Genomic DNA, 25718 nt, shown 5'->3' on the forward strand with positions numbered 1-25718 from the left:
AAAAGCATAGTAGAAATAATGGTATAATTCTCTTTGAGTTGGTCATTCTTTTTTTAAGGATACCTTAAGTTTTTAAAAAGTAATTGATAATCGTTTATGATGGGGTAATTTAGCACCGTATTTGAAGAACCGATATTCCATATGCATAAAATATTTGCTTTAAAGAAAACCGTACTGATAATTTTTGGTGTACTAAGTGTATTGGCGGTAATGTCCTTGGGGAATTTGAAGTTCTCTTTTGATTTTAGTCAGTTTTTTCCAGAAGGAGACCCTGATCTTGTGTTTTACAACCAGTTTATTGAAGAATTTGGTACAGATGATAACTTTCTGCTCATTGCCGTAGAGAATGATTCCACTGTTTTTAATCAAGATTTTTTGCAACGGTTTGATGCGCTTTCCAAAGAAGCACGGGAGCTTCCATTTGTAACCGAATCACAATCGCTTACAACGCTTTTCTACCCATTAAAAACCTCGTTTGGTTACACCAAGCTTCCTATTATACACCTTAAAGATTCCACTAAGTACACGTCTGACCTTAATAAAATAAGAGAAGACAATCTATACGTAAATGCATTAATAGATGAAAAAGCTACGTCCTTGGTCCTTGCCCTAGAGACAGAAAACAAATTAGATTACGCGCAAAGCATTATTCTATTGACCAAGGTTAGGGCGCTACTAGAAAAACACAATTTAAAAAACCACCACTTATTAGGACGCTCCTATTTCTATGAAGCTATAGTGGCGATGCAGAAGCACGAAGTTATAGTAAGTAGCATTGCTTCTATTCTGCTCATATTTATTGTGCTGTTATTAATTTACCGCAGAATACTAATTGTTCTAATTGCTCTATTTTCTATAACGATAGCACTTTTACTCTTTTTAGGACTACTGTCCGTATTAGGAAAGGAACTGAACGCAATGGCCGCCTTCTACCCTATTTTAATGCTCATTGTGGGTACTTCTGACGTAATCCATATTGTAGATGATTATTTGAGTAAACTTAAGACTGGGCTAACCAAAGAGAACGCCCTTTTGTCTACATTAAAAGAGGTTGGAACCTCAACATTATTGACCTCGGTAACTACCGCAATAGGATTTGCCTCTCTTTTAACCTCAAAATCCAGTAGTATAAGTGATTTTGGTATGAATGCAGCTTTAGGGGTTTTAACAGCATTTATTACGGTAATTTTCTTGACCAGTGCGCTCATACTGCTTCCAAAGAAAGAGCAATTATTACCAAAAAAAGAAGTATCAACAAAATGGCCTAAGCTACTGTCCGGTATAAATAATTACACAAAGAAAAGACACAAACCCATTCTATATATTAGTTTAATATTCACTTTTGCCTGTGCTTACGGAACCACATTAATTGACACCAACTACCAAATAAAAGAGAGCTTACCAACCAACAGCCCAATTGCAACCGATTTTAAATTCTTTCAAGATAGCTACTCAGGTTTCAGACCGTTGGAAGTTGCTGTAATGACCCAAGGCACCAGTAAAATATCTGATTTTGAAGTGATTAAACAAATAGAACTTGCTGAAAATCAATTAAGAACGGAGTCGCCTATAAGAAATATCCAATCCGTTTCTACATTGTACAAAGCCCTGAACAAAGCTCACAACTTAAATAAAACGGATTATTTTACGCTACCAAAAGACAATAAGACTTTTGAGCTTTACCAAGATGATATTAAAAAAATGGCTCGCAAACAGTATGGGAAATTCGTAAATAAAAACGAAACAAAATCTCGCATAAGAGCTAGGGTATTGGATGTTGGTACAGATACCTTGAACCAACTTTACAAAAGGTTTGATAATTTTACCTCCACACAAACAGACTCCTCTCAGGTAAAATTCAAATTAACGGGAAGCGGTGTTCTTTTAGACAAAAACGCCTATTATATTCAGGAAAGTTTAATAACAGGGCTTTTAGCCGGATTATTAATGGTTGCACTTATTATGGCGCTACTTTTTAAGAACTTAAAACTACTCTTGATTTCTTTACTTCCAAACTTAGTTCCACTTCTATTTGCCGGAGCTCTGTTGGGCTATTTAAATATTCCACTAGAATCTACTATTTCCGTTGTTTTTGCTATTGTATTTGGTATTGCGGTAGATGATACCATTCACTTTTTGGGAAGATATAAACTGTGTAGGGATAAAGGATTGAATAAAGAGGCTGCCCTTGAAATTACTTTTGCGGAGACCGGTAGAGCACTGATAATAACAACTATGACGCTCTTCTTTGGCTTTTTAATTCTGCTCTTATCTACCCACGCACCAAGCGTAACCATTGGTCTATTGGTAAGTGTAACCCTTTTAACAGCTTTGGTATTAGACCTGCTCTTATTGCCTGTCTTAATCCGCTCGTGGTTAAAATAGAAGTGTAAGATTGAACATAAGTTTATATCTACAAGAATTTAATGTGTAGACAAAACCTTCAATACAATACAAGACGAATTTAATAGCAGTAAGCGTATTAGCAACTCACTGTTATAATTCTTAAATAAAAAATGAAATTTATTATTTTTCGGCCTTGAGGAATTTCCTGAGTTCTTTACGAGCTACTATAATTCTGTACAATACAATAGACATAAATGAAAGCCAAGCGAAGAAAAGGAGGTACTCCATAATGATACTGGTTTTGGGGACTATTTCGGTTAAATTACTCTTATTCAAGATATTATTAGAATACCATAGAATAGCACATACTTAATTTGGAAGATAAACATAGTAATTACTTTCGTAATTTCCTACACTAAAGTTAAAAAAAACACAAATAATTTGCTTTTTTCGTCAAGAGGGGCTCTAGTTTCAGATTTAGATCCTTTTGAAAACCACTCCTACCCAAGACCTAAATCATTATCAGGCTATTATGTATAGAAACTTAAACCTCATCTTTATATCTATAACTTAGAAATACTCTTCGTAGAAGAAGGCCCTAACTCATAAACCGCCTCAAACAACTCTGTTTTAATAGCTTGAGCCTTCTCAACATGTCCTGTTGCTTTATAAATTTCAGCAGCATAGACTAGCACAGCTGGCTCAAAAGTTTTTCCTTCAATATGCTTCTGAACAATTTCTAGAGCCTTCTCTTTATCACCTTTTTTGAAGTGACTATAGGCCAATAAGCTATATGATTCTGGAGTAGGTCTATTTCCCACTTCTTTTCTAGATAATTTTAACGCCTTATCAAACTGGTCCGTTCTATCTAAATACAAAGAAACGTTATAAGCGTTATACATATCTCCATAAGCAGGATTTCTAACCATTTTAAAATAGGTGTCAAAATTGGAGAGACTTTTTAAATCATCACCCATAAAATCTGCAATTTCAGCCTTAAGCAAATAATAATCCGGTGCTTTATAGTTCTTAGTTACGGAATCAAGAATACGCATTGCCTCATCTGCTTTCTTTTCGTGAGAGAAAACTATCCAAGCTATTCCTTTCTTTGCATAGGCATTACCAGGGTCCAGCGCTAATGCTTTTAAATAATGCTGATAAGAATCTTCAATTCTCCCTGCATGTCCGTAATAATCAGCAAGATTCGTGTAAGCCCACAATCTTAGCCCTTTATCTTTTGCATCTTCAGCTTTTTCCTTTGCCTTTTCCATAAACCTGATGGTAGTATCCAAATCACCTTTGTGGTCATTCCATTTAGATAATCGAATTAAATATGCAAAATCATTCATATTCTTTAAACTATCCAAATATTTCTGCGCTACATCATAATTGCCCAATTCCATATTCACATCAAACATAAGCCCCATGGTTTGATCAACACCACTCTTTATTGTACGTGCAGAATCCGCAAGTTGCGCAGCTTCCCTAAAACGGTGTTGTGAAATATAATTTCTTGCCAAAGCCCTATAATAACTAGCCTGCCCAATAGCAGCGATATTTACCGCCTTCTCTAAAACTTGCTCTGCCTTTTTTAAATATTGAATATCACCCGTATTCTGAAAATAGCGGTTATACTCCCCTCCTACGATACCAAAACTCATTAGCTGAGAACTATCTGGTAATATCTTGTTATTCCAAAGTTCAAAATATTTTGAAGTAGTCTTTGAAGGACTTGATGCCAAGTACTTATTATAATCATCCTTATTGGTCAAGAGGTTTTCAGTCTCTGTTTTGCATGAGGAAAGAAAAAGCAACACAATGCACATGGAAAGATATTTCATACTTGGATTTTTATGGTTTGATATTGAATTTGATTTGATAAAAAGGGGAGGATGTAAATACCATCCTCCCCACCCCTTCTTTTTCATAGACTTACGTCTTATTCAGGAGACCCCAAATACGGGAATGTATCTGTTGGATTTGCAGTAATGGCAACACCATCCGAAACCAATCTTGGAAAAGTCCCTACACCTTCTACTTCTTGACCATTGAAACGTGCTCCATCGCCTCCTCCAAAAAGAAGGATTAAAGAAACATCAATAACATCGTCTTGTGGTGTTCTTCCCGTAAAACCAATAGCGCCTTCAAAATTAGGTGCACCGCTACCTCCGTTAAAATAAGTAGTTGGTAAATCCGGAGCTACTTCTAAAACATCGTTCGCTAAAACTGTAGTTAAGACCTCTGCACTAACAATATTATCCGTGAAACCATCCTTATCTGGACCATTAAGAATATCTCCTAAAATATTAGGCTGATAATTAACATCTTCTGGATCAAGGCCTAATAACTCTGCATACACATCATGCAAACCTTCCAATCTATTTTCAAAATCTTTTTGATAAAATTCTGCTATAGTAGACGGCACCGCTTGGTTGTAAGGATCCTTGAAGTCAGGAATACTCAATACTGTATTGATACCTGGTCTTCCCATAAAATCTACCTGGGCATACGTACCTGAGAAATCTGGAGGTGTAACCATCATTTCTCCACCACCTTCTTCGCATGGTGCGCAAGAAGTACCACCGCAATCAACTCCCGTTTCTGTACCGTTCATAATACCATCTGTACAACTGGTTTCTACCATTTCTAAAGCGTCATCATCATCACAGGCAACAAACATAGTAGCTGCGCAAAGCGATAAGAACATGTATTTTATAGTATGTATTTTCATTATTTTTTAATTTTAAGATTAGTTATTATTGTTTTCTATTGGTAGTTACCCAAGTCTTGTACACTTTTAAGCCTAGAACGTTCGTACCAGTAGTTTCTCCCAAAATGCTATTTGGAATTTCTAATACTAAGGCCATAGTATTGGCTCCGTCAAAAGTATCTACAGCTTCACCTGCAGGTAAGAATCCTTCCGGTGCAGCACCACCAATAACCTTATTGAACTGTCCAAAGTCAAAAAAGAAAGCATCTTGTCTTGGTCCGGCAAAAAGAGAAATACCAGATTCCGTTGTTGTAGTTAAAGCACTTTCTGTAGATATTGCAACTTGCCCTAGTGGCGAACCGATCATTACCTCACTACTCTTACCTGTTGTACTAGGAATAGCTGGGCCAAAGAAATACATAGTATCTTTTCTAGGAATAGCCTGAATAACCAAATCTTCAATTAAATCGTTATTGGTGTCAATATTAATCTCAGTTAATACATTCTCGTCAAACGTCCCGTAAGCTAAATCCTCAAGTACATTTGTTTGCAGGTCTACTATAAACACGGTGTTATCTGGATTAGAAGGCGATTCAAATCCGTAGAAATCAGCAATGTCAGCTGTATTTCCTGTAGTACCTGGCGCATCAATATGATCCGCTGCTACTAAAACCGCACCAACTACGGCCAGGATTCCCATGCCGAATAAAAGTTTTGTCTTTTTCATTTTAAAGTTTTTAATGATTATTAATTCACCCCTACTTACGGGGCTTTAGTTGGGGGGTTTGGTTTTAAACGTTAAAACAATGTTAAAATCAAAAAGAAGCCTTCTCTAGCTTCACGTACACACTTGTATAGTCTTAAACAAAAATTAAAGCACTCATTATTAAATAAGTGACAATAATGAACACTATAAATTCTAACCTTTTTAAAAATGAGCTCTTAAATAGGATTCTACTGTGTATGCAGTTTTCGTTTGCTCATTTTAGCGTAATTTGGCGCTTCAATAACCATTACCCTATGAACCCTTCAGCCTCAGGTTGGATCAATAAATTCGGTTCGCTTGTAGAAAAAGAGCAGGACCTTTATACGGATTTCGATTCGCACTACTGCGATTTAAGAAATACGGGATTTGTCTATGGCATAAACATGGAGATTCCGGAGTTTATAGTTCCGGAGTACAAACTCTCTGAAGATGAGAAGGCTAAAATTAATCTACTTCATGCACTATATGGTATCTACAGGTTAGAAACCAATGAAAGTGAGTTTGAGCCTTTTTTAGAAAAGACATTTGAATTTTATAAAGTACTGAAGGTTGGTCATTTTTCATTTCTAAGCAAAATGCTTACCGGTTCAACCACACCCGCACGATTAGAAAAACTCATAGAAGCTAGGGTGTCGTTAGGTGATAGCCTTATCAATAAGACTTTTAGCAGCGTAATTACCAACTCTCTGCTATTTATTGATGTACTGCTATTCAAATGTTATTTGGGCGACCCTAGAGATATCCGGGAACAGGCTAAGCTCATGGAGTACTTGACCATAAATATCACCTACCATGCCTTAAGTTCAAAAGAGACAAACAAAAGCGATGAACGTCTAGCGTTATTGTTTGCATCCTCTCTAACGTTTATAGAAAGTGATGCACAGGATTTTGATGGCTCTTATCGTCAACAGTTACTAGAAAAACGTTCCGAAATAGAAAACCGATATTTTTTAGATATTGCCTGCCTGGCGGTATGGGAAGATAAATCTTTGGAGTACCAAGAATCTGAATTCATTTTTGGGCTCGGAAAAGACTTGGGATTAAAAGAAGACATCATTACCAGTTCTCTGGATAAGATAAAACTGTTCTTTCTAAAAAACTCAAAAACGGTACCTTTTTTGAAGGATACCAATCTAGCTATTCAGTTTTATGACAACATGTCTAAAATGGTAAATAAGCTAATTTTAAGAAATAGCAAACGACTACAAAAAGAACTAGCGGAAAGTAAAGAGTTGGTTTTTCTTATTTCAAAATCTACCATAAAAGACCTTACTCCAGAAGAGAAGAAAAAGGTTCAAAAGCAGCTTATAGATATCTTCAAAAGCATACCATCTTTGGCTATATTTTTACTTCCAGGAGGTGCAGTACTTCTACCTATTTTTATAAAATTAATTCCAAAACTATTACCTTCTTCTTTTGATGAAAATCGTATAGAAAAGTAGTTTTTTTGTTAAAAAAGCCACTATAAGAAAAATCTATAGGTAATATTAATGAATTTTAAATCAGCTTGTTAAACTATTTTACTCCAACCACAACTTGAAGTCCTTAACACGATCTCTACTAACGATGATTTCCTGCTCCTGAAAGTGATTTAACTTAATTTGTAGCCTGGAATTCGTATATGAAACGATGTCTTTTATATGATTAATATTGATATAAAATTTTCGACTCACCCGGAAGAAAGTTTTGGGTTCCAACTCAGTCTCAAGGTTCTCAAGAGTGGTATCCAAAAGGTAATTTCTACCATCTGAAGTAGCCGCATACGTCCCTTTGTTTTCACTATAAAAAGACTCTACTTCGTCTGCATTTATGATTTTAAGATGTTGCCCTACCCTTGCCGTAAATCTCTTTTTGTATTCGCGTTCTAATGGGTTTACCAAGAGGTTTTTGATGTCATCAAAATTGAGTGTCATATTCTTTACCTCAGGCTTGAACGACTTATATTTTTTAACAGCCACCTCCAATTCCTCATCATCAATGGGTTTTAACAAGTAATCAATACTATTCAGCTTAAACGCCTGCAAAGCATATTCATCATAGGCAGTGGTGAAAATAATAGCGCTTTTCACCTCTACAGCGTCAAAAATCTCAAACGAAAGTCCGTCTGAAAGTTGAATATCCAGGAAAATTAAATCAGGATGTGGGTTGTTTTGAAACCAGTTAATGGACTCCTCTACCGAATGTAGCATTTGCGACACTTCTACATCTAAATCTAATAACAAACGCGACAATCGTCTTGCTGACGGCTTCTCGTCTTCTATAACTATAGTCTTCATATTTGGTTTTGGTTGATTTAAAAAAAATAGATTATGAATACTTCTTCATTTCATCTCTATCTGCATCCATATACTTTTGAATTTGACGTTCCTCCCAAGCCTTACTAAAGAAGGGGTTGTACGAAAACACTTTAAAGCCATGAAAAAGGACACCTATACCCCAGAAAATAAACGTCGAAAAGGTATTGAAGTTAAAAAATGCCTCGCCAAAACTTTGACCGTTATTCATATTACCCGACACAGCACCAGCTATAACAATTATGTTCACTATAATAAATACAGCCAAATGAATATAAAAAGCCTTTAACTGTTCTATTCTTTTCTTTGCCCTAATCTGCTTACTTCTTCTACCTGATGATGTTGCTTCCATTTTTATATTTTTTTATACTCAAACCCAATTGTTATTGCCACTTTGTTCTTTGCTCATCTTCCTGCATGAATTCCTTTATTTTTCGCTCTTCCCAGTCTCGTCCAAAAAACGGATTACCACCAAATGTTTTCACAGCTCCAATAACAACACCTATACCCCAACCAAAGGCAGCCCACAAAAACCAAGCATATGCAAAACCATTGGTGTAGTAATTTATGGCTGCCAAGAAACTTATGACCACTACATATGAAATTAAGCCATTATAGAATTTTTTCTCTGCCTCAACTCGTTCTTTCGCCCTAATATATTTACTTTCTCTTTCCATGATTTAAATGTTTTTCTAGTTATTTATTACAAGTTCAAATTACGTTAAAAGGGTGTCGATTTTAAAATGTTACTTTCTGAACTGTAATTTTTTACGACTGAACTGTAAACTTTTAGTTTAACTCTTTAAAAAGACGCTAAATGCTAGTTTAAAAGTTATCGTCCTCCATATACTCTTGCATCTTTTTCTCTTCCCATCGTTTACCCCAAAGTGGATTAGTTCCAAAAGCCTCCATGGCATGCATAGCCACACCAAAGCCCCAACCCAAAATAGGAAATATCACCCATGGAAAACTCGTTGTCTTATAGTTTAATAAAGCCAAGAATGGTATAACAATACAGTACGCCAATAGATTTCCATAAAACCCCTTAATTGCCTCTACACGCTCTTTCGCCTTCTTATAGCGCTTATCTTCAATATACTCATGTTGTATTTCCATAGCTGAAATTTCCTTTAAAAGTATAGGCAACCGGACACTGAACTCAGTAGCTGTTTTATCAATCACCACCTTTCTATCCGTCAGGATTGCATAGCGCTCACGTATATTATACAAACCAACACCACTGCTTTTTTTAACCACTTGTTTCTCCTGAAGATTATTCACCACCACCAGCTCACCATTTTGCTCAAAAACCTTTAAATGCAAAGGCTTGCTAGGAGTAATCACATTATGCTTAACAGCATTCTCAATAAGCAATTGAAGCGACAAGGGAACAATCTTTGCATCTGGGTCCTCACTCTCTTCTAGGATGTCAAAAACAATACTATCTTCAAACCGCATTTTCAAAAGCCGAACATATGTTCTAGCGAATTGTAGCTCCTCATTTACAAGAACCAAGTCTTTACTCTTTTGTTCAAGTACATACCTATAAACCTTTGATAAGGAAGACGTAAACTTTTGTGCTTGATATGGGTCTTCTTCAATAAGACTAGACAATACATTTAAGCTGTTGAATAGAAAATGGGGGTCTAGTTGATTCTTTAACGCATCAAATTTCGCCGATGCCGTATTGGCTATTATTTTCTGTTCTTTAACTTTATTTTCTTGCCTAAACCTATAATAAAAAATGGCGTAAAAAATTATGGAAACTCCCAAGGAGATAATAATAGTACGCACATAATTCTCTACCGTATGATAACTTAAGGTGTCCTGAACAGGCACGTTATAAAGCGCTACCAGAAGAATAGAAGTAGCCACAAAAACACCCAAACATGTTATAACCACATTACCTAAAACTGCAAGACTCATACGCTTGGCCGTATATATGTTTCTTTCAAATTTTTTCAAAAGAAAATAAAGCCAAGACATGTTTACCATGTACAAGACAATGGAAAACACAATATTAACAAAGTATTCCCTCCAAATATCCTGAAACATATTATCAAACCGATAATCATCGGTAAAATAATTATAGGTGAGGAATGCAAAGAAAATTCCATTACCAATAATGAAACCCCAAAAAAGCTCCTTCAAAACCCTATTACCTCCCATTTTTTACTGTTTTCAAAAAAGTACTAACTCCTATTTCTTATAAGCGCAAAGATGCCTTATTGGCCCACACTTTTAAAATGAATACTACCCAACTGTAGATAAACCGCTCCAAACTGCAATCTTCCGCTACTAAAACGGAACACCACACCCTTGTTTTATTGTACCAATTACAAAAGTGCTATGGGCACTACCTATATTATTCACAGCTCCCAAGGTATTGATTACAAAGTCCTGATAATGCTTCATATCTCGCACAAGAACTTTTAATCTAAAATCATAATCCCCTGAAATATTATAACACTCCGTTACCTCTTTTACAGCGCGAATATCCATAACAAACTGATTACCAATAACTTTTGTATGCTGTTTTAAGGTGATGTCACAAAAAACTATCAACTCAAGACCCATTTTTTCAGCATCCAATAGAGCCGAATAGCCTGTAATATAACCCTCTTTCTCCAATTTTCGAACCCGTTCATAAACTGGTGTTGGAGATAGATTTACGGTAGCCGCTAGTTCTTTTGTAGTAATATTCGAGTTTAATTGAAGCTGCTTTAGTAACTCCAAATCGGTTAAATCTAAATTTTCCATAGATAAATCGTCTTTAAAATGCCCATCACAGGACATTCACTTTTCGTTTACACTTTAAAAATACCCATTTACAGTTAAATAATCTTAATTAAGCTCATTATTATGGATAAAATAACCTTTGTAATAGCTTTGCCTAGATATTAATTCAAAAAATACAGCATGAAAACTACTAACCTAGGATATCCCAGAATTGGAAGTAAAAGAGAATTAAAAAGATCCCTAGAACAGTATTGGTCCGGCAAAACAGACCTTGAATCACTACTGGCTACGGCAAAAACAATTCGGAAAGAAAACTGGTTGTTACAACAAGAACAAGGCATAGACTTGATTCCAAGTAACGACTTCTCCCTTTACGATCAAGTATTGGACCTTTCTACAACTTTGGGGTGTATTCCTGAGCGTTATGCAGCCTTAGCAAGCAACCCTTCTTTCTCTAGCCACGACCTTTATTTTGCCATGGCAAGAGGTATTCAACAAGACGGAGCAGACATTACCGCTATGGAAATGACCAAGTGGTTTGACACCAACTACCACTACATTGTACCGGAATTTACTAAGAATCAAATATTTAATGTCTCTACGGATAAAATTATAAATGAGTACAAAGAAGCTCTAGAATTAGGTATTAAAACAAAATCAGTACTGATTGGCCCTGTTTCTTTTCTTCTATTAGGAAAAGAGAAAGAGGATGGTTTCCACAGAATAGATCTATTGGAGCGGTTACTCCCTGCATATGAAGAAATTCTACAACAATTAGTAGATGTTGATGCGGAACATGTTCAATTTGATGAGCCTTATTTAGCCCTTAATCTTTCCGAAAAAGAGCAGCGTGCCATCCAACAAACCTATGCATATTTCGCTACCAAATTCCCGAATATAAAAATAACCGTTGCTAATTATTTTGATTGTTTTGGTGAAAATATTGATACCGCACTATCCTTACCTGTACACACTTTACATCTAGATTTAGTGCGTTGTCCTTTACAACTAGATGATATCTTAGAATCAAATAAACTAAATAGTTATACTCATTTATCTCTAGGAGTAGTTGATGGTCGTAATATTTGGAAAAACGACTTTGAGAAATCCTTAAAGTTGATTCAAAAAGCAATTGACCATGTAGGTACAGAGCGTATTCTTATCTCACCTTCATGCTCATTATTACACTCGCCTTGCGACCTAGATTTAGAATCTAACGAAGAAAATCTAAACGGAGAAATCAAACAATGGTTAGCCTTTGCTAAACAAAAATTAGACGAAGTAACCACGCTTAAGCAATTAGCCAATAAAGAGAATCTTTCTGATAGTTTAGAAAAGCTTAGAAAAAATAGTGAAGCTCAAGCCAACAAAAAAACAGCGACTCTTATACACAATCAGAAAGTAAAACAACGTGTAAATGCCCTTACGGCCAAAGACGACCAAAGAGAAAGCAAATTCCCAACGCGCCAGAAACTTCAGAAAGAAGCTTTAGACCTTCCTCTTTTCCCAACTACAACTATTGGTTCGTTTCCTCAAACAAAAGAAGTACGTAGCTGGAGAGCCAATTTCAAAAAAGGAAATCTATCTGCAGACGAATACAACGTTCTTTTAGAAAAAGAAACCAAAGAGACCATAGAATTCCAAGAACGCACAGGTCTTGATGTCCTTGTTCATGGGGAGTTTGAACGAAATGACATGGTAGAATACTTTGGAGAGCAACTAAGCGGATTTGCTTTTACCAGCTTTGGATGGGTGCAGAGTTATGGTAGCAGATGTGTTAAGCCACCAATCATTTATGGTGATGTATCTAGAGAAGCTCCTATGACGGTTAAATGGTCTGCTTTTGCACAATCATTGACTAAAAAACCGGTAAAGGGGATGTTAACGGGACCGGTTACTATTCTACAGTGGTCTTTTGTACGTAACGATCAACCGCGTTCTGAAACGTGTACTCAAATTGCATTAGCTATTAGGGATGAAGTAGTAGACCTAGAAAAAGCCGGCTTAAAGGTTATACAGATAGATGAGCCCGCTATCCGTGAGGGTCTTCCGTTACGTAAAGAAGATTGGAATGCGTATTTAAATTGGGCCATTAAAGCTTTTAGAATCTCCGCTAGTGGTGTTCAGGATGAAACGCAAATCCACACACACATGTGTTATTCCGAGTTCAATGATATTATTTCGAATATAGCTGATATGGATGCCGATGTCATCACCATTGAATGTTCAAGATCACAAATGGAGCTTTTAGACGTTTTCGCAACGTTTAAATATCCAAACGAGATTGGACCTGGTGTTTACGATATTCACTCACCGAGAGTTCCAGAAAGAGCTGAGATGGTCGCTTTAATGGAAAAAGCCGCAAAACAGATTCCAACAGAGCAACTTTGGATCAATCCTGACTGTGGATTAAAAACAAGACACTGGCCAGAAACTAGAGAAGCGCTCATAGAAATGGTAGCCGCTGCTAGAGAATGTAGACAAAACAGTGCTGTATTGGCATAATACGCCTTAAATTATTTAAAAATGCATCTTACAAATCGTAAGATGCATTTTTTTATACCATAAAGCGTAGTAGCTTTGCACCATGGTCAGAAGAATTCAGTTGCGGGTATCGTTAAAAGAGGAAAGTAAACCCAACATCCTTTTAAAGAAAACCGCTAAATATTTAAGCGAGGACGAAAAGAACATCACTATTAAAGTGTTGCGCAAATCTATTGACGCCCGTAAACCTAAGATTTACTTCAATTACAAGATGGAGGTTTACATTAACGAAAAGCCTTCTCCTGCTGCTGACTATGAATTCAAATACCTAGATGTTTCTAAAGCAAAAGAGGTTCATATTGTAGGTTTTGGACCTGCAGGCATGTGGGCCGCATTACGTTGTTTGGAACTAGGATACAAGCCTATTGTTCTAGAACGTGGCAATAATGTCAAAGACAGAAGACGAGATTTAAAGGCCATTAACCAAGACCATATTGTAAACGAAGATTCTAACTACTGCTTTGGCGAAGGTGGTGCCGGAACCTATTCTGATGGTAAACTATACACCCGAAGTCTAAAAAGAGGAGACGTACGCCGTATTTTTGAAAGTTTGGTTCACCATGGTGCTACCGAAGAAATTCTGGTAGACGCACACCCGCACATTGGCACGAACAAGCTTCCTAAAATTGTACAGAACATAAGAGAAGCTATAATTAGTCATGGTGGCGAGGTACATTTCAATACCCGCCTAACCAATTTTACGGTAAAGAATAACAAAATAGAAAGCCTTCAATTGCAAAACGGCAATGAAATGAAGGTTAATCGGGTTATTCTAGCAACAGGACATTCGGCCCGTGATATCTACTATTTATTGAACGATAAGAAAATCAGCCTAAAGGCTAAATCTTTTGCTATGGGCGTTCGTGTTGAACATCCACAGCATATTATCGACTCTATTCAATACCACTGCTCTGGAGATCGTAACGAATTGCTTCCTGCTGCTGCTTATAGTTTAGTAGAGCAAGTAAAGAACCGTGGCGTATACTCTTTTTGCATGTGTCCCGGCGGATTTATAGTTCCAGCTGCAACTGCTCCTGGAGAAGTGGTCGTAAATGGTATGTCTCCCTCTAAACGAAATAACAAGTTCGCTAACTCGGGTATTGTAGTAGAAATCAATGTGGATGAAGATCTATATAAATACGAACGTTTTGGGGTTTTAAAAGGATTGGAATACCAGAAGGATTTAGAACGATTGGCTTTTACCGCAGGTGGAAGAACGCAAACGGCACCCGCCCAACGTTTAACAGATTTTGTTGATGGTAAACTTTCAGCAGACCTCAACCCTACTTCCTATCAACCTGGATTGAATTCTGCTCCCTTACACTCTTTACTCCCCAAACTTATTGGCGGAAAACTGCGTCAGGGCTTTAAAGCCTTTGGTGATAAAATGAAAGGGTATTACACTGCCGAAGCTAATATTGTAGGTGTAGAATCCCGTACCTCATCTCCGGTCAACATCCCTAGAACTGAAAAATTAGAACACCCAGAAATTGAAGGCCTATTCCCTTGTGGAGAAGGTGGTGGTTATGCTGGTGGAATAGTTTCTGCTGCAATGGACGGTGAACGGTGCGCAGAGGCCGCTATAGCAGGTCTATAGTTAGGGTTTATAGGCTTATCCAAACATTCGCCGTATCTTTGCGGCTTATTAAATATACATGACATTTAAAGATTTAGGTATTGCTTTGCCTATACTCAAAGCTATTGAGGAACAAGGATATACGAATCCTACACCCATACAGGAACAAGCCATTCCTATTTTACTTAACAAGAAAGACCTTTTAGGAGTTGCACAGACAGGAACCGGAAAAACAGCCGCGTTCAGTATCCCCATAATACATCATTTACACAACAGCCAAGATCAAACTAGAGGTAAGCGACGCATACGCACACTTATTGTAACACCTACTAGAGAACTTGCTATTCAGATAGCCGATAACTTTACTGCCTACAGCAAGCATACGCACATTAAAAACACGGTGATTTTTGGCGGTGTTAAACAATCCAGACAGGTGAATGCCTTACATAATGGTGTTGATGCACTTATTGCTACTCCAGGAAGATTATTAGATTTGATGAATCAAAATATTATCTCATTACGGGATATTGAATTTGTGGTTCTAGATGAAGCGGATCAAATGCTGGATATGGGTTTCATTCATGATATTAAAAAAATCATAGCTAAACTGCCAAAGCAAAGACAATCCCTTTTCTTTTCGGCTACTATGCCTTCTAGTATTGTGGAGCTTTCAAAAACCCTTTTGGGACAGTTTGAAAGGGTTACTATAAAGCCGCAACAGGCTACAGCAGAAAAAGTAGATCAAGGTGTTTATTTTGTAAGCAAGCCCAACAAGCCAAAATTATTGGTTCATTTAATTAACGAAAGACCTACAGATTCTGTTTTGGTCTTCTCAAGAACTAAGCACGGCGCCAACAAAATAGTTAAGAAATTAGCACAGGCTGATATTAAGTCGGCTGCTATACATGGTAACAAATCACAAACTGCAAGACAAAAAGCTTTAGGTGATTTTAAAGATGGAAAATTACGCGTCTTAATTGCAACTGATATTGCTGCAAGGGGAATTGATGTAGAAGACCTTTCTTTGGTTATCAATTACGATTTACCAAATGTACCCGAAACTTATGTTCACCGTATTGGTAGAACAGGCCGGGCAAGTGCAAGTGGTATTGCCCTTTCTTTTTGCGATAAAGAAGAACGCGCATTTTTAAAGGATATTGAAAAACTTATCAAACAACAGGTGCCACGTATGCCGGAGCATCAGTTTATTGGTGGGGACGAAGAGGAAGCTGAAGAGGAAAAAAGACCTCAACAGAGATCTAATTCAAGAAACAACCAAGGAGGTAACCGAAATAAAAGTCGCTCAGGAAATTCGAATAACAGAAGTGCAAACAATCGCAACCGAAGTAATTCAAATAGACCACGTAGAGACGATTAAACAAGTCCGTTCATAATTCAATTGAACAATTAGAACAACCGCAAGCAGATTTTGATTCCATAAGGCATCTTTTCTTCTTGCGGTTTTTCTTTGCTTTTTTTCTATGTAAACTACCTCGGGGCAAGCGCACGAGGCATTAAAAGGAATATACTTTGATTTCGAGGCAAGCCTTGGAGCATTTAATCTCGATTATCGAGTAAAAAAATAACGGTTTCATAATTTCTATTTGAGAAAGTAGAACTGATTATTCTTAAATTGCTATTCCATACTAACTCATAATCTCAAATGGCTTTAAGAACTATTCTCGCTTCGTTCATTTTCCTCACTATGCATATTGCGCAAGCTCAAGACGTAAAGGTTATGAGCTACAATATTAAATATGATAATGTAAACGACACCGTAAACAACTGGAACGACAGGAAAGCTCCTATGGTTCGTTTAATTAAGCATTATGCTCCAGAGTTTATTGGCATGCAAGAGGTGGTGTATCATCAATTGACCTATTTAGACGAAGCGCTGGAAGATTACAAATACATTGGCGTAGGCAGAGATGATGGAAAGAATAAAGGTGAGTTCTCCCCTATTCTTTTCAACAGTGAAAAATTTAACCTATTACAATCCAATACCTTTTGGTTATCCCCTACACCAGATAAAGTTAGTGTGGGTTGGGATGCCGCTATGGAACGTGTTTGCACGTATGGCCTCTTTGAAAATAAGGAGAATAAGCAAAAATTCTGGGTATTTAATACTCACTTTGACCACATAGGAACAGAGGCGCGTGAAAAATCTGCTGCGCTTATCGTGAAGAAAATTAATGAGATAAATACGAATAAACTTTCCGTTGTCCTTACGGGGGATTTCAATTTGGAACCTGAGTCAAAACCGATTCTGTTTCTTAAAAAAGAAATGACGGACGGAAAAGAAATAACTGAGCAGCCTTTTTATGGGCCTACCGGGACCTTTAGTGGATTTGACCATGCACGAGTGCTTGACCACCGCATTGACTATATTTTTGTACGAGGTTTGAAAGTTGAAAAATACATTCACATAGATGACCGAATGGAAAATAACCAACATATTTCTGACCACCTTCCTATAATGGCTACACTACAGAAATAGTTTAGTTTCAACAAACATAAAAAAGCCCGAATCTAGATAGATTCGGGCTTTTTAAATTTATATTACCTATTTCATTACTTTTTCAAGAACGAAATAAGAATTTCATTTAACTCATCGGCATGTGTTAGGTTTAAACCGTGAGGTGCACCTTTTATAACTTCGTATTGATTGTCCTTTATTCCTTTTGCCGCTTGGTCAGCAGAAGTTGCCTGTGGAACCGTTGCATCCGCATCTCCATGAACAATAAGCGTTGGTACCGTAACATTTTTTAATTCCGGTCTAAAGTCCGTATGCATCCAAGCTAAAGCCGTTTCAATTGCAGCTCTTGGTGAAGCATGTGATGCAATACTAAAATCATAGTCCAGTTGAGCCTCACTAACTTTGTCCTTGTTATCCTCGTAATTATAGAAACCCGTCAGGAACTTTTCTTTTAAGAATCCTACCCTATCATTTTGTAAGGCCTCCTTAATCCAATCTAAAGTTTCTTCCGGTACTCCATCAGGATTATCATCTTTCTTCTTTACCAATGGAATTATAGAACTTATTAGAGCTGCTTTTGAAACTTTATTTGCTCCGTAGTCCGTTAGATAACGAACCACTTCTCCTCCACCCATAGAGAAACCAACGATTACCACGTTGTCTAAATCTAAATCTTCAATAATGGCATTTAAATCGCTGGCAAGTGCAGAATAATCATACTCTCCCCATGGCGCTGAAGACGCTCCAAAGCCTCTTCTATCATAAGCGATACAACGATAGCCTTCCTCTACAATTTTCCAGACCTGCTGTTCCCACGCTTTGTGACTTAGAGGCCACCCGTGAATAAGTATAACCGGTTGTCCGGAGCCATAATCCTCATAAAATATTTCTACGTCTTCTTTTCCTTTTTTGTTCTTTATAAATGGCATATATTTATTTTTAAAGTGAATTTAAATTTACGGAATGTTTGCAATAGCGCTTGCCTCATTCGCATTAATATTCGCCCTAAAAGACACTTTTTACACTTTCTTAAAATACAGCTCTTATAGAACTGACAATTAACTTAGCTTATGTTTATACCTGATCATCACCGTAACGAAAATGCTTCAGAGATTAGAGCGTTCTTAAAAGCGAACAGTTTTGGAATTCTCGTAAGCCAATATCAAAACAAACCTTGGGCTACACATATTCCTTTAGAATTAGAAACCACAGAAGACGGAAAAGAGGTTCTCACTGCCCACATTGCCAAGGCCAACCCACAATGGCGTGAGTTTGATCAGAACGAAGAAGTACTCTGTATTTTTAACGGTCCGCATTCCTATATATCCTCATCTTGGTACAAAGATGAAGAAGTACCTACATGGAATTATGTTGCCGTTCACGTTTATGGAAAACTGAAAATTTTGAGCGAAGAAGAAGTTATGGCTTCTATGCACAGGCTGGTAGATAAATACGAAGCAAATTCAAAGAAACCAATTTCCCTAAAAGACATGTCTCCCCGCACGTTGAAACAGATAAAAGGCGTAGTGGGTTTTCAGATAGAGATAACAGATATTCAAGCGCAGTATAAATTATCTAAAAACCGAGAACAAGACCACCCGAAAATCATTGAAGAGTTGGAAGACTCCAAGAACCCCATGAGTATTGAAGTTGCCAAAGCCATGAAAAAATAAAGTTCTTAAAGGGATTTATAAGCCTTAAGAATACGCTCTATTTTCTGGTTTTTATCCTCATTTACAACTTTTGGTTACATAACGACTTAAATAGAGTGAACATTGTCAATAGTTCCCAATTGGTTATTCATAATGGAAATATCCAAAATCCTTGAGGAACCAATTAATTCGTTGCCTAATGCAAAATAAATTTTCCCCTGTGAGACCCTCTTTATTTTAATAAATATCAGGCTTTTAATATGAGATAAGGGGAAATGTTACATAGCTCGATGTTTTCTGTAGTTTAACGATAAAGAGCGCAAAGACGGGATTTGAAGATTAATTTCAGAGCACTATTTTAGAACAATAACTATGAACCAAGTTACCTTTCTCACATTATTTTCTATTTTTTTTTTATTCAGTAGTCCAAAGGAAGCCAAACACTCCTCTCATACCGATGCTATAAAAGTATCGGCCGCATTGGCAGATGCTATTCATTATGACGAAGGCAGTTTCAATAATAAGGAAATGGTCCATAGCCATACCATAATAAACCTCGATCAACTTAACCCAAATAACCAGCGGCCATTTATAACTACCTGGAAAACGGATAACCCTGGTCCTTCTAATGATGACCAGATAACCATACCGACCGCGTCGGGAGAGACTTATGCTTATACGGTAGATTGGGGTGATGGTAGTTCTGATTCCGATGTTACGGGCGACATAACGCATACCTATGCCACCGCTGGAACGTATACTGTAAGTGTTTCAGGTGTTTTTCCTAGAATATTTTTTGAAACTGCCGCCGCGGATAAAGATAAACTGCTCTCTATTGAACAATGGGGAGACAACCCATGGGTTTCTATGAGAGGTGCATTTTACGGTTGTAGTAATTTAAGAGGACAATTTAGTGATAGTCCGGATTTAATTAATGTTACCAACATGCAGCAAATGTTTCTTGGGGCGAGAATCTTTAATAGCAACATTGGTGATTGGGACGTAAGTAATGTAACCAATATGAGAGGCTTGTTTCAGAATGCAATCTCGTTTAACCAATATATCGGAGATTGGGACGTGAGCAATGTAACCAATATGAGCAGCCTGTTTTTCAATACAAGGGTCTTTAATCAGGATATTGGCAAGTGGGACGTAAGTAGTGTAACTAACATGAGTAGCATGTTTCGCGCGACCGCAACTTTCAATCAGGATTTAGGAGATTGGGATTTTAGTAGTGTATTGAGTATGCCGAATATGTTCAATGGTGCACTAGAATTCAATCAGGATATCGGAAGCTGGAATGTGGATGGCGTATACAACATGTCGTTCATGTTTTTCAATGCTTATTCCTTTAATAGGAATGTTGAAAATTACGATGCGTTGTTAAACGGCTGGACCAGTCTGTCCAGTTTACAATCAGGAGTATCATTTGATGGAGGCGGTAGTCAATATTGTCAAGGTACAGCGGGCCGTCAAAAACTCATCGATGACTATGGTTGGGTAATTACCGATGGCGGTAGAAGTGAAGATTGCGTTACCGAAAGCGGTGGTAGACCTTTCGTCACCACTTGGAAAACAGACAACCCTGGTACATCTTCAGATAATCGGATTACTATACCGACATTCCCGGGGGAAACGTATGACTATACTGTTGATTGGGGAGATGGTAATACCGATACCGGGGTGTCTGGCAATATAACGCATACTTATGCTACATCTGAAACATACACCGTAAGTATTTCTGGTGTTTTTCCTAGAATATATTTCGAAACAGCAGGCGATAAGGACAAATTACTCTCTATTGAACAATGGGGTAACAACCCTTGGGTTTCAATGAGGGGGGCATTTGCTGGTTGTAGTAATCTACAAGGAAACTATAGCGATAGTCCAGACCTTTCGAACGTTACTAATATGAGAAGAATGTTTAATGGGGCCACCTCCTTTAATCATCCTATAGAAAATTGGGACGTAAGCAGTATAAAGGATATGTCCTCTTCATTTCGCGATGCTAGTTCGTTCAATCAGGACATTGGAGATTGGGACGTAAGTAATGTTACTGAGATGAGCCGTATGTTTTACCAGGCCACGTCGTTCAACGGTTTCATTGGAAGTTGGGATGTAGGAAACGTTATTGATATGTCTCGCATGTTTTTTAGAGCTTCTACTTTCAATCAGGATATCGCTAGTTGGGATGTAAGCAGTGTAAAAGATATGTCTTCTATGTTTGAAGGACCCGTGATTTTTAATCAGGATATTGGAGATTGGGATGTAAGCCAGGTAACGGTAATGACCAAAATGTTTCATAATACACTTGCCTTTAATCAGGATATAGGAGGTTGGGACGTAAGCAATCTACAGGATATGAATGCTATGTTCTACAATGCCCTTGCCTTTAATCAAAATATTGGGGATTGGAATGTGGGTCAGGTAACTACAATGCAGAATATGTTCAACGGTGCGAAAATTTTAAACCAAAATCTAGGGGCGTGGGACGTCGGGAGGGTTACCGATATGGAAAATATGTTCAATCGGGTCGACCTTTCCATAGAAAATTATGATGCCATCCTAAACGGCTGGGGCATTTTATCAAGTTTGCAATCCAATATAACGTTAGGTGTCGGGACCAACACTTTTTGTGATGGCAAAGTGGCCAAACAAAGGCTGACCGATAGCTTTGGATGGGTAATTACCGACGGAGGCGAAGACTGTTCGTCAATCACGCAGTTTTCTACTGAGGTAGTGGAAAATGAGATTCCATTTGACATCTCCATATATCCTAATCCATCATCTGATATGATTACTATTTCTGTTGATGCCCCTGCCGAAATCAAAGAAATTAAGGTATATGATTTAGCAGGTCGGTTAGTGCAAACTACAAAAGTATTTCGGAGAGTACCGTCTAACGAGTATAGTTTGGATGTATCATATTTTAATGCAGGCACGTATTATCTACAAGCCACTGATAGCTTAGAAAAAGTATATCAGCAACAATTGCTAATCAACTGATCCAAAAAATTAACAGAGAGTCATCTTTTTTTCTCGATTGCATATGAGAGTAGTTGTTGTACAGCGAAAGACCGGCCTAGCAAATAGCTCGCATGCAGTTTAAAGCTATACTTTCTAAAGAACATAGAATTTAATGCCCATTCATTTTTATGAAAAAATAAAATTCTTAGAGGGATTTATAAGCCTTAAGAATACGCTCTATTTTCTGGTTTTTATCCTCATTTACAACTTTATGTTCAGGATTTTCATCAAACCATTTTAAGGTTCTTCTAATTCCTTCTGAAAAAGGAATGGTTGCTTTAAAGTCAGGTACAAATGTTTTGATCTTGGAATTATCAAAAATGACACTTTCTCCTTTATCGGCCAGTAAAGTACCTGTAAATGATGGTTCAATTTTACATATAAAATCTGAAGCAATATGCACTACCCTAGCTTCATACCCAAGAGCATCGGCAAAAATTTTGTAAATCATATTCCAACTCAATATTTCGTCAGACGTAATATGAAAAGCATGGCCAATAGCTGTTGTTAATCCTAACAGACCTACAAAGCCTTTTGCAAAATCATCTGCATGGGTAACCGTCCACAACGAAGTTCCATCACCATGAATAATAATTTCTTCGCCATTTATAATACGATTGGCCGTTGTCCATTCCCTGAAACCACCAATGGCAATAGGAATTACCGTGTCATAGGTTAATGATGGACGAACAATAGTAATAGGAAAACCTGTTTCCCTATACGCTTTCATTAAACGGTCTTCACTTCTAATTTTTTCTTGAGAATAATCCCACAAATTATTACAAAGCGGAGTAGATTCAGTTATAATAGGATATTGCAAAGGAGTCTGATAACAAGATGCCGAACTAATAAAAATGTACTGCTTTGTCTTCCCTTGAAACAAGACAATATCACGCTCTATATCTTCCGGTGTAAAAGCAATCCAATTCACTACTACATCCCAAGTGTGGTTCTGTAATTCCGAAAGTTCTTCTGGTTTGTTTATATCGCCAAAAATAGTATTAACGCCTGGCAGGCCTGCCTTATTTGTACCTCTATTTAAGTGATAGAGGTCAATGCCCTTTTCTAATGCCAAGTGACTAGATGCTGTACTTATATTTCCTGTCCCACCTATAAATAAAACCTTCATTGTGCTATATATTTTTCGTTATTCGAATATAACTATAAGCAACGGTAATCCAGCAATTGTGACCAGCCCAATAAACGCTTTTTACAATCTATAAAGCCAAAGACTTTAAACAGTACTGAACAAAACTGTATTTTTGAAATATGGCCAACCTGCCACCATTCAAACTTTAACCCACAAGACAAAAAATGGCTTACGACGAATATCTTGCCGACCGATGTAGACAAATATTAAAGCAAAAGCATGTGTATTCCGAAGAGAAGAAAATGATGGGCACCCTATGCTTTATGGTCGATGAAAAAATGTGTTTTGCAATTACTATTAATAAGGATAGTGAGTCATCTCGTATGATGGCAAGAATAGGAAGGGATAATTATGACAATATACTTCAATTACCCCATTGCAGACCTATGGACTTAACTGGCCGCAAGATGAAAAGTTATATTTATGTAGATGCAGACGGAATGGACACGGACGAAGACCTAGAAAGTTGGATTCAACTTTGTTTAGATTTTAATCCGTTGGCCACAAAGAGCAAAAAGAAAAACAAGAAATAAAAAAATCCCCGATGAACATTAAAGTCCATCGGGGATTTTTCATCTATAATCACCTAAACTATATTTCTTCGGCCAACCAAGCTTTCATCATCCAGACTGTTTTTTCCTGGCCTGTAATGAAATCACTCATCATAGAGTTGGTACCTTCATCTCCAGATTCACCTGAAGCATCTAAAATTCGTCTCTCAATAACCAAAAGACCTTTTAATGAATCTACTACCAAACGGATAGCATCTTCATCTTTACTTATATTCTTACCTACTGGTACTTTTGAGTTTTTTATATAATCCTCAAATGTATGCAATGGCACTCCTCCTAAAGTAAGTATACGCTCTGCAATCTCATCTACATTAAGATTTGCTTCTGTATATAATTCTTCAAATTTTGGGTGAAGCTCAAAAAAGCGTTTCCCTTTTATATTCCAATGAATACCTCTTAAATTTTGGTAGTAACGTTGAAAATTCGCTAACAACTCGTTTAAGTCTTCGCTTAATGATTTTGAATCTTTTTCGCTTAATCCTATACTATTTAGTTTCATGGCTCTTGTTGTTTTAACTATGGTATAAAGGTACCCAATATTAGACCCTACTTCATGATAGATATCATTGATAGTTTTTATATTTTTATCACTAGAATTTATAGCAAATGACAATTACTCAATTACAATATGTGCTGGCCGTTGCCGAGCATAAAAACTTCACCTTAGCTGCAGAAAAAAGCTTCGTTACGCAACCTACCTTAAGTATGCAAGTACAAAAGTTAGAAGACGAGCTAGATGTTTTGATTTTTGATAGAAGTAAAAAACCTATTTCTATTACAGAAGTAGGAGCAAAAATAGTGGCGCAGGCCAAAAACATCGTAAATGAAGCCAGTAGAATAAAGGATGTCGTAGATCAAGAAAAGGGATTTATAGGAGGTGATTTCACTTTAGGCATTATCCCTACCATAATGCCCACACTACTCCCCATGTTTCTTAAGACTTTTATAAACAAGTACCCTAAGGTAAACTTGATTATAAAAGAACAGAGCACAGAAACGCTAATTCGTAATATTCAAGATGGTCATATAGATGCGGCTATTGCTGCCACACCACTGGGTATTGAGTTTATAAAAGAACGGCCTTTGTATTACGAGCCATTTGTAGGCTATGTTCCAAAAGAGCATAGACTTGGAAAAGCAAAAACATTAAAGCCAGAGGATTTAGATATTAATGATGTTCTATTGCTACAAGACGGTCATTGCTTTAGGGATAATGTGATTAACCTATGTAAAGCAACACGGAATTTAGACACTAAGCAATTTCGTTTGGAAAGCGGTAGTTTTGAGACATTAATCAATCTAGCAGATGAAGACCTTGGAATGACTCTATTGCCTTATTTGAACACGTTGGTATTAGATGATAAAAAGAGAAGCAAGTTGAAGTATTTTGATAAGCCCTCACCTGCTCGTGAAGTAAGCTTAATTTACCACAAAAGTGAGCTAAAAATTCAGATTACAAATGCGTTAAGAGATGTCATCTCTAGTATTGTTAGAGGAGCCATTGCTTTTCAAGATGTACAGATTATCAGTCCTGTAAACAAATAAGTTGTTACCCATTTATTTATAGCTAAATCGTGCTATACTATGCTTGGGTAGTAATATTAAAAAAGCCCTCTGTTTAGAGGGCTTTTAATTATGATTTTATATAAATAAGCGTTTGTTTTAGTTCTGGTTTGTCTGTAATAAACTGTTGTAACCAGAGTTGAAGTTCTTCAATTTCTTCGGGAAGCAACATTGATACTGCTTTTTGAAGTTCTTTAATGAACAATTTCGCGTCAAAACTAACTTTTTTCAATACCGTTTTAGAGTATTCAAGCATAGCTCTAGCCATATGTCAAAATGTTTAAGTTATTAGTTGTTGTTAAG

Annotated in this window: 22 protein-coding genes; 10 read left to right on the plus strand and 12 right to left on the minus strand. The window is 37.0% G+C overall.

Going from position 1 to position 25718, the window contains the following annotated elements:
• Nucleotides 1-141: 141 nt before the first annotated feature.
• Entirely contained in the window at nucleotides 142-2385 is a 2244-nt protein-coding gene (locus tag HW347_RS07700) for an efflux RND transporter permease subunit (protein WP_214611303.1), read from the plus strand.
• 524 nt (nucleotides 2386-2909) lie between these two features.
• On the opposite strand, the gene HW347_RS07705 is transcribed toward HW347_RS07700, so the two are convergent.
• The 3 genes from HW347_RS07705 to HW347_RS07715 form a co-directional block, all read right to left on the minus strand.
• The gene (locus HW347_RS07705) at nucleotides 2910-4187 is read right to left on the minus strand and encodes a tetratricopeptide repeat protein (RefSeq protein WP_214611304.1); all 1278 of its coding nucleotides are present in this window, start codon (nucleotides 4185-4187) and stop codon (nucleotides 2910-2912) included.
• A gap of 98 nt (nucleotides 4188-4285) precedes the next feature.
• Nucleotides 4286-5077, minus strand: a complete 792-nt coding sequence (locus HW347_RS07710) for a DUF4331 family protein (protein WP_225901847.1) — start codon at nucleotides 5075-5077, stop codon at nucleotides 4286-4288.
• A 25-nt stretch (nucleotides 5078-5102) separates the two neighbouring features.
• Nucleotides 5103-5783: a DUF4331 family protein gene (locus HW347_RS07715; protein WP_214611305.1), complete on the minus strand. Its 681-nt coding sequence runs from the start codon at nucleotides 5781-5783 to the stop codon at nucleotides 5103-5105.
• A gap of 293 nt (nucleotides 5784-6076) precedes the next feature.
• Between HW347_RS07715 and HW347_RS07720 the strand changes: the two genes are divergently transcribed.
• Nucleotides 6077-7264, plus strand: a complete 1188-nt coding sequence (locus HW347_RS07720) for an LETM1-related biofilm-associated protein (RefSeq protein ID WP_214611306.1) — start codon at nucleotides 6077-6079, stop codon at nucleotides 7262-7264.
• 78 nt (nucleotides 7265-7342) lie between these two features.
• Here the strand turns inward: HW347_RS07720 and HW347_RS07725 are convergent, their stop codons facing one another.
• The 5 genes from HW347_RS07725 to HW347_RS07745 form a co-directional block, all read right to left on the minus strand.
• Entirely contained in the window at nucleotides 7343-8098 is a 756-nt protein-coding gene (locus HW347_RS07725) for a LytR/AlgR family response regulator transcription factor (protein ID WP_038232219.1), read from the minus strand.
• A 31-nt stretch (nucleotides 8099-8129) separates the two neighbouring features.
• Nucleotides 8130-8468, minus strand: coding sequence for a 2TM domain-containing protein (locus tag HW347_RS07730; protein ID WP_214611307.1), 339 nt, complete (start codon nucleotides 8466-8468; stop codon nucleotides 8130-8132).
• 31 nt (nucleotides 8469-8499) lie between these two features.
• Nucleotides 8500-8793: a 2TM domain-containing protein gene (locus tag HW347_RS07735; protein ID WP_214611308.1), complete on the minus strand. Its 294-nt coding sequence runs from the start codon at nucleotides 8791-8793 to the stop codon at nucleotides 8500-8502.
• A 148-nt stretch (nucleotides 8794-8941) separates the two neighbouring features.
• The gene (locus HW347_RS07740; RefSeq protein WP_214611309.1) at nucleotides 8942-10285 is read right to left on the minus strand and encodes a 2TM domain-containing protein; all 1344 of its coding nucleotides are present in this window, start codon (nucleotides 10283-10285) and stop codon (nucleotides 8942-8944) included.
• A 129-nt stretch (nucleotides 10286-10414) separates the two neighbouring features.
• Nucleotides 10415-10876: an Lrp/AsnC family transcriptional regulator gene (locus HW347_RS07745; protein ID WP_214611310.1), complete on the minus strand. Its 462-nt coding sequence runs from the start codon at nucleotides 10874-10876 to the stop codon at nucleotides 10415-10417.
• Between the two features lie 159 nt (nucleotides 10877-11035).
• Here HW347_RS07745 and metE point away from each other — a divergent pair, with 159 nt between their 5' ends.
• The 4 genes from metE (at nucleotide 11036) to HW347_RS07765 (ending at nucleotide 17472) form a co-directional block, all read left to right on the plus strand.
• A complete protein-coding gene (gene metE, locus HW347_RS07750; RefSeq protein ID WP_214611311.1) occupies nucleotides 11036-13360 on the plus strand; it encodes a 5-methyltetrahydropteroyltriglutamate--homocysteine S-methyltransferase in 2325 nt (774 codons plus the stop codon).
• Between the two features lie 82 nt (nucleotides 13361-13442).
• Nucleotides 13443-14996, plus strand: coding sequence for an NAD(P)/FAD-dependent oxidoreductase (locus tag HW347_RS07755; protein ID WP_214611312.1), 1554 nt, complete (start codon nucleotides 13443-13445; stop codon nucleotides 14994-14996).
• Nucleotides 14997-15054: 58 nt separating this feature from the next.
• Complete coding sequence (locus HW347_RS07760) at nucleotides 15055-16353, plus strand: DEAD/DEAH box helicase (protein ID WP_214611313.1); 1299 nt, start codon at nucleotides 15055-15057, stop codon at nucleotides 16351-16353.
• 285 nt (nucleotides 16354-16638) lie between these two features.
• Nucleotides 16639-17472, plus strand: coding sequence for an endonuclease/exonuclease/phosphatase family protein (locus HW347_RS07765; RefSeq protein ID WP_225901848.1), 834 nt, complete (start codon nucleotides 16639-16641; stop codon nucleotides 17470-17472).
• A 74-nt stretch (nucleotides 17473-17546) separates the two neighbouring features.
• On the opposite strand, the gene HW347_RS07770 is transcribed toward HW347_RS07765, so the two are convergent.
• Nucleotides 17547-18380, minus strand: a complete 834-nt coding sequence (locus HW347_RS07770; protein ID WP_214611314.1) for an alpha/beta fold hydrolase — start codon at nucleotides 18378-18380, stop codon at nucleotides 17547-17549.
• A 141-nt stretch (nucleotides 18381-18521) separates the two neighbouring features.
• On the opposite strand from HW347_RS07770, the gene HW347_RS07775 reads away from it, so the two are divergent.
• Together HW347_RS07775 and HW347_RS07780 are read left to right on the plus strand one after the other, a co-directional pair.
• A complete protein-coding gene (locus HW347_RS07775) occupies nucleotides 18522-19124 on the plus strand; it encodes an FMN-binding negative transcriptional regulator (RefSeq protein ID WP_214611315.1) in 603 nt (200 codons plus the stop codon).
• 351 nt (nucleotides 19125-19475) lie between these two features.
• A complete protein-coding gene (locus HW347_RS07780; protein ID WP_214611316.1) occupies nucleotides 19476-22109 on the plus strand; it encodes a BspA family leucine-rich repeat surface protein in 2634 nt (877 codons plus the stop codon).
• 166 nt (nucleotides 22110-22275) lie between these two features.
• Here the strand turns inward: HW347_RS07780 and HW347_RS07785 are convergent, their stop codons facing one another.
• Nucleotides 22276-23259, minus strand: coding sequence for an NAD-dependent epimerase/dehydratase family protein (locus HW347_RS07785; protein ID WP_214611317.1), 984 nt, complete (start codon nucleotides 23257-23259; stop codon nucleotides 22276-22278).
• A gap of 185 nt (nucleotides 23260-23444) precedes the next feature.
• Between HW347_RS07785 and HW347_RS07790 the strand changes: the two genes are divergently transcribed.
• Nucleotides 23445-23813, plus strand: a complete 369-nt coding sequence (locus tag HW347_RS07790; RefSeq protein WP_214611318.1) for a TfoX/Sxy family protein — start codon at nucleotides 23445-23447, stop codon at nucleotides 23811-23813.
• A 58-nt stretch (nucleotides 23814-23871) separates the two neighbouring features.
• On the opposite strand, the gene HW347_RS07795 is transcribed toward HW347_RS07790, so the two are convergent.
• Nucleotides 23872-24351: a Dps family protein gene (locus HW347_RS07795; protein ID WP_155595735.1), complete on the minus strand. Its 480-nt coding sequence runs from the start codon at nucleotides 24349-24351 to the stop codon at nucleotides 23872-23874.
• A gap of 107 nt (nucleotides 24352-24458) precedes the next feature.
• On the opposite strand from HW347_RS07795, the gene HW347_RS07800 reads away from it, so the two are divergent.
• Nucleotides 24459-25397 carry a LysR substrate-binding domain-containing protein gene (locus tag HW347_RS07800; protein ID WP_214611319.1) on the plus strand — a complete coding sequence of 313 codons (939 nt, stop codon included), beginning with the start codon at nucleotides 24459-24461 and terminating at the stop codon, nucleotides 25395-25397.
• An 88-nt stretch (nucleotides 25398-25485) separates the two neighbouring features.
• Here HW347_RS07800 and HW347_RS07805 read toward each other — a convergent pair whose 3' ends face one another.
• Complete coding sequence (locus HW347_RS07805; protein ID WP_214611320.1) at nucleotides 25486-25683, minus strand: hypothetical protein; 198 nt, start codon at nucleotides 25681-25683, stop codon at nucleotides 25486-25488.
• Nucleotides 25684-25718: the final 35 nt, after the last annotated feature.

The sequence above is a fragment of the Zobellia barbeyronii genome (assembly GCF_018603515.1).
GTDB classification, from domain to species: domain Bacteria; phylum Bacteroidota; class Bacteroidia; order Flavobacteriales; family Flavobacteriaceae; genus Zobellia; species Zobellia barbeyronii.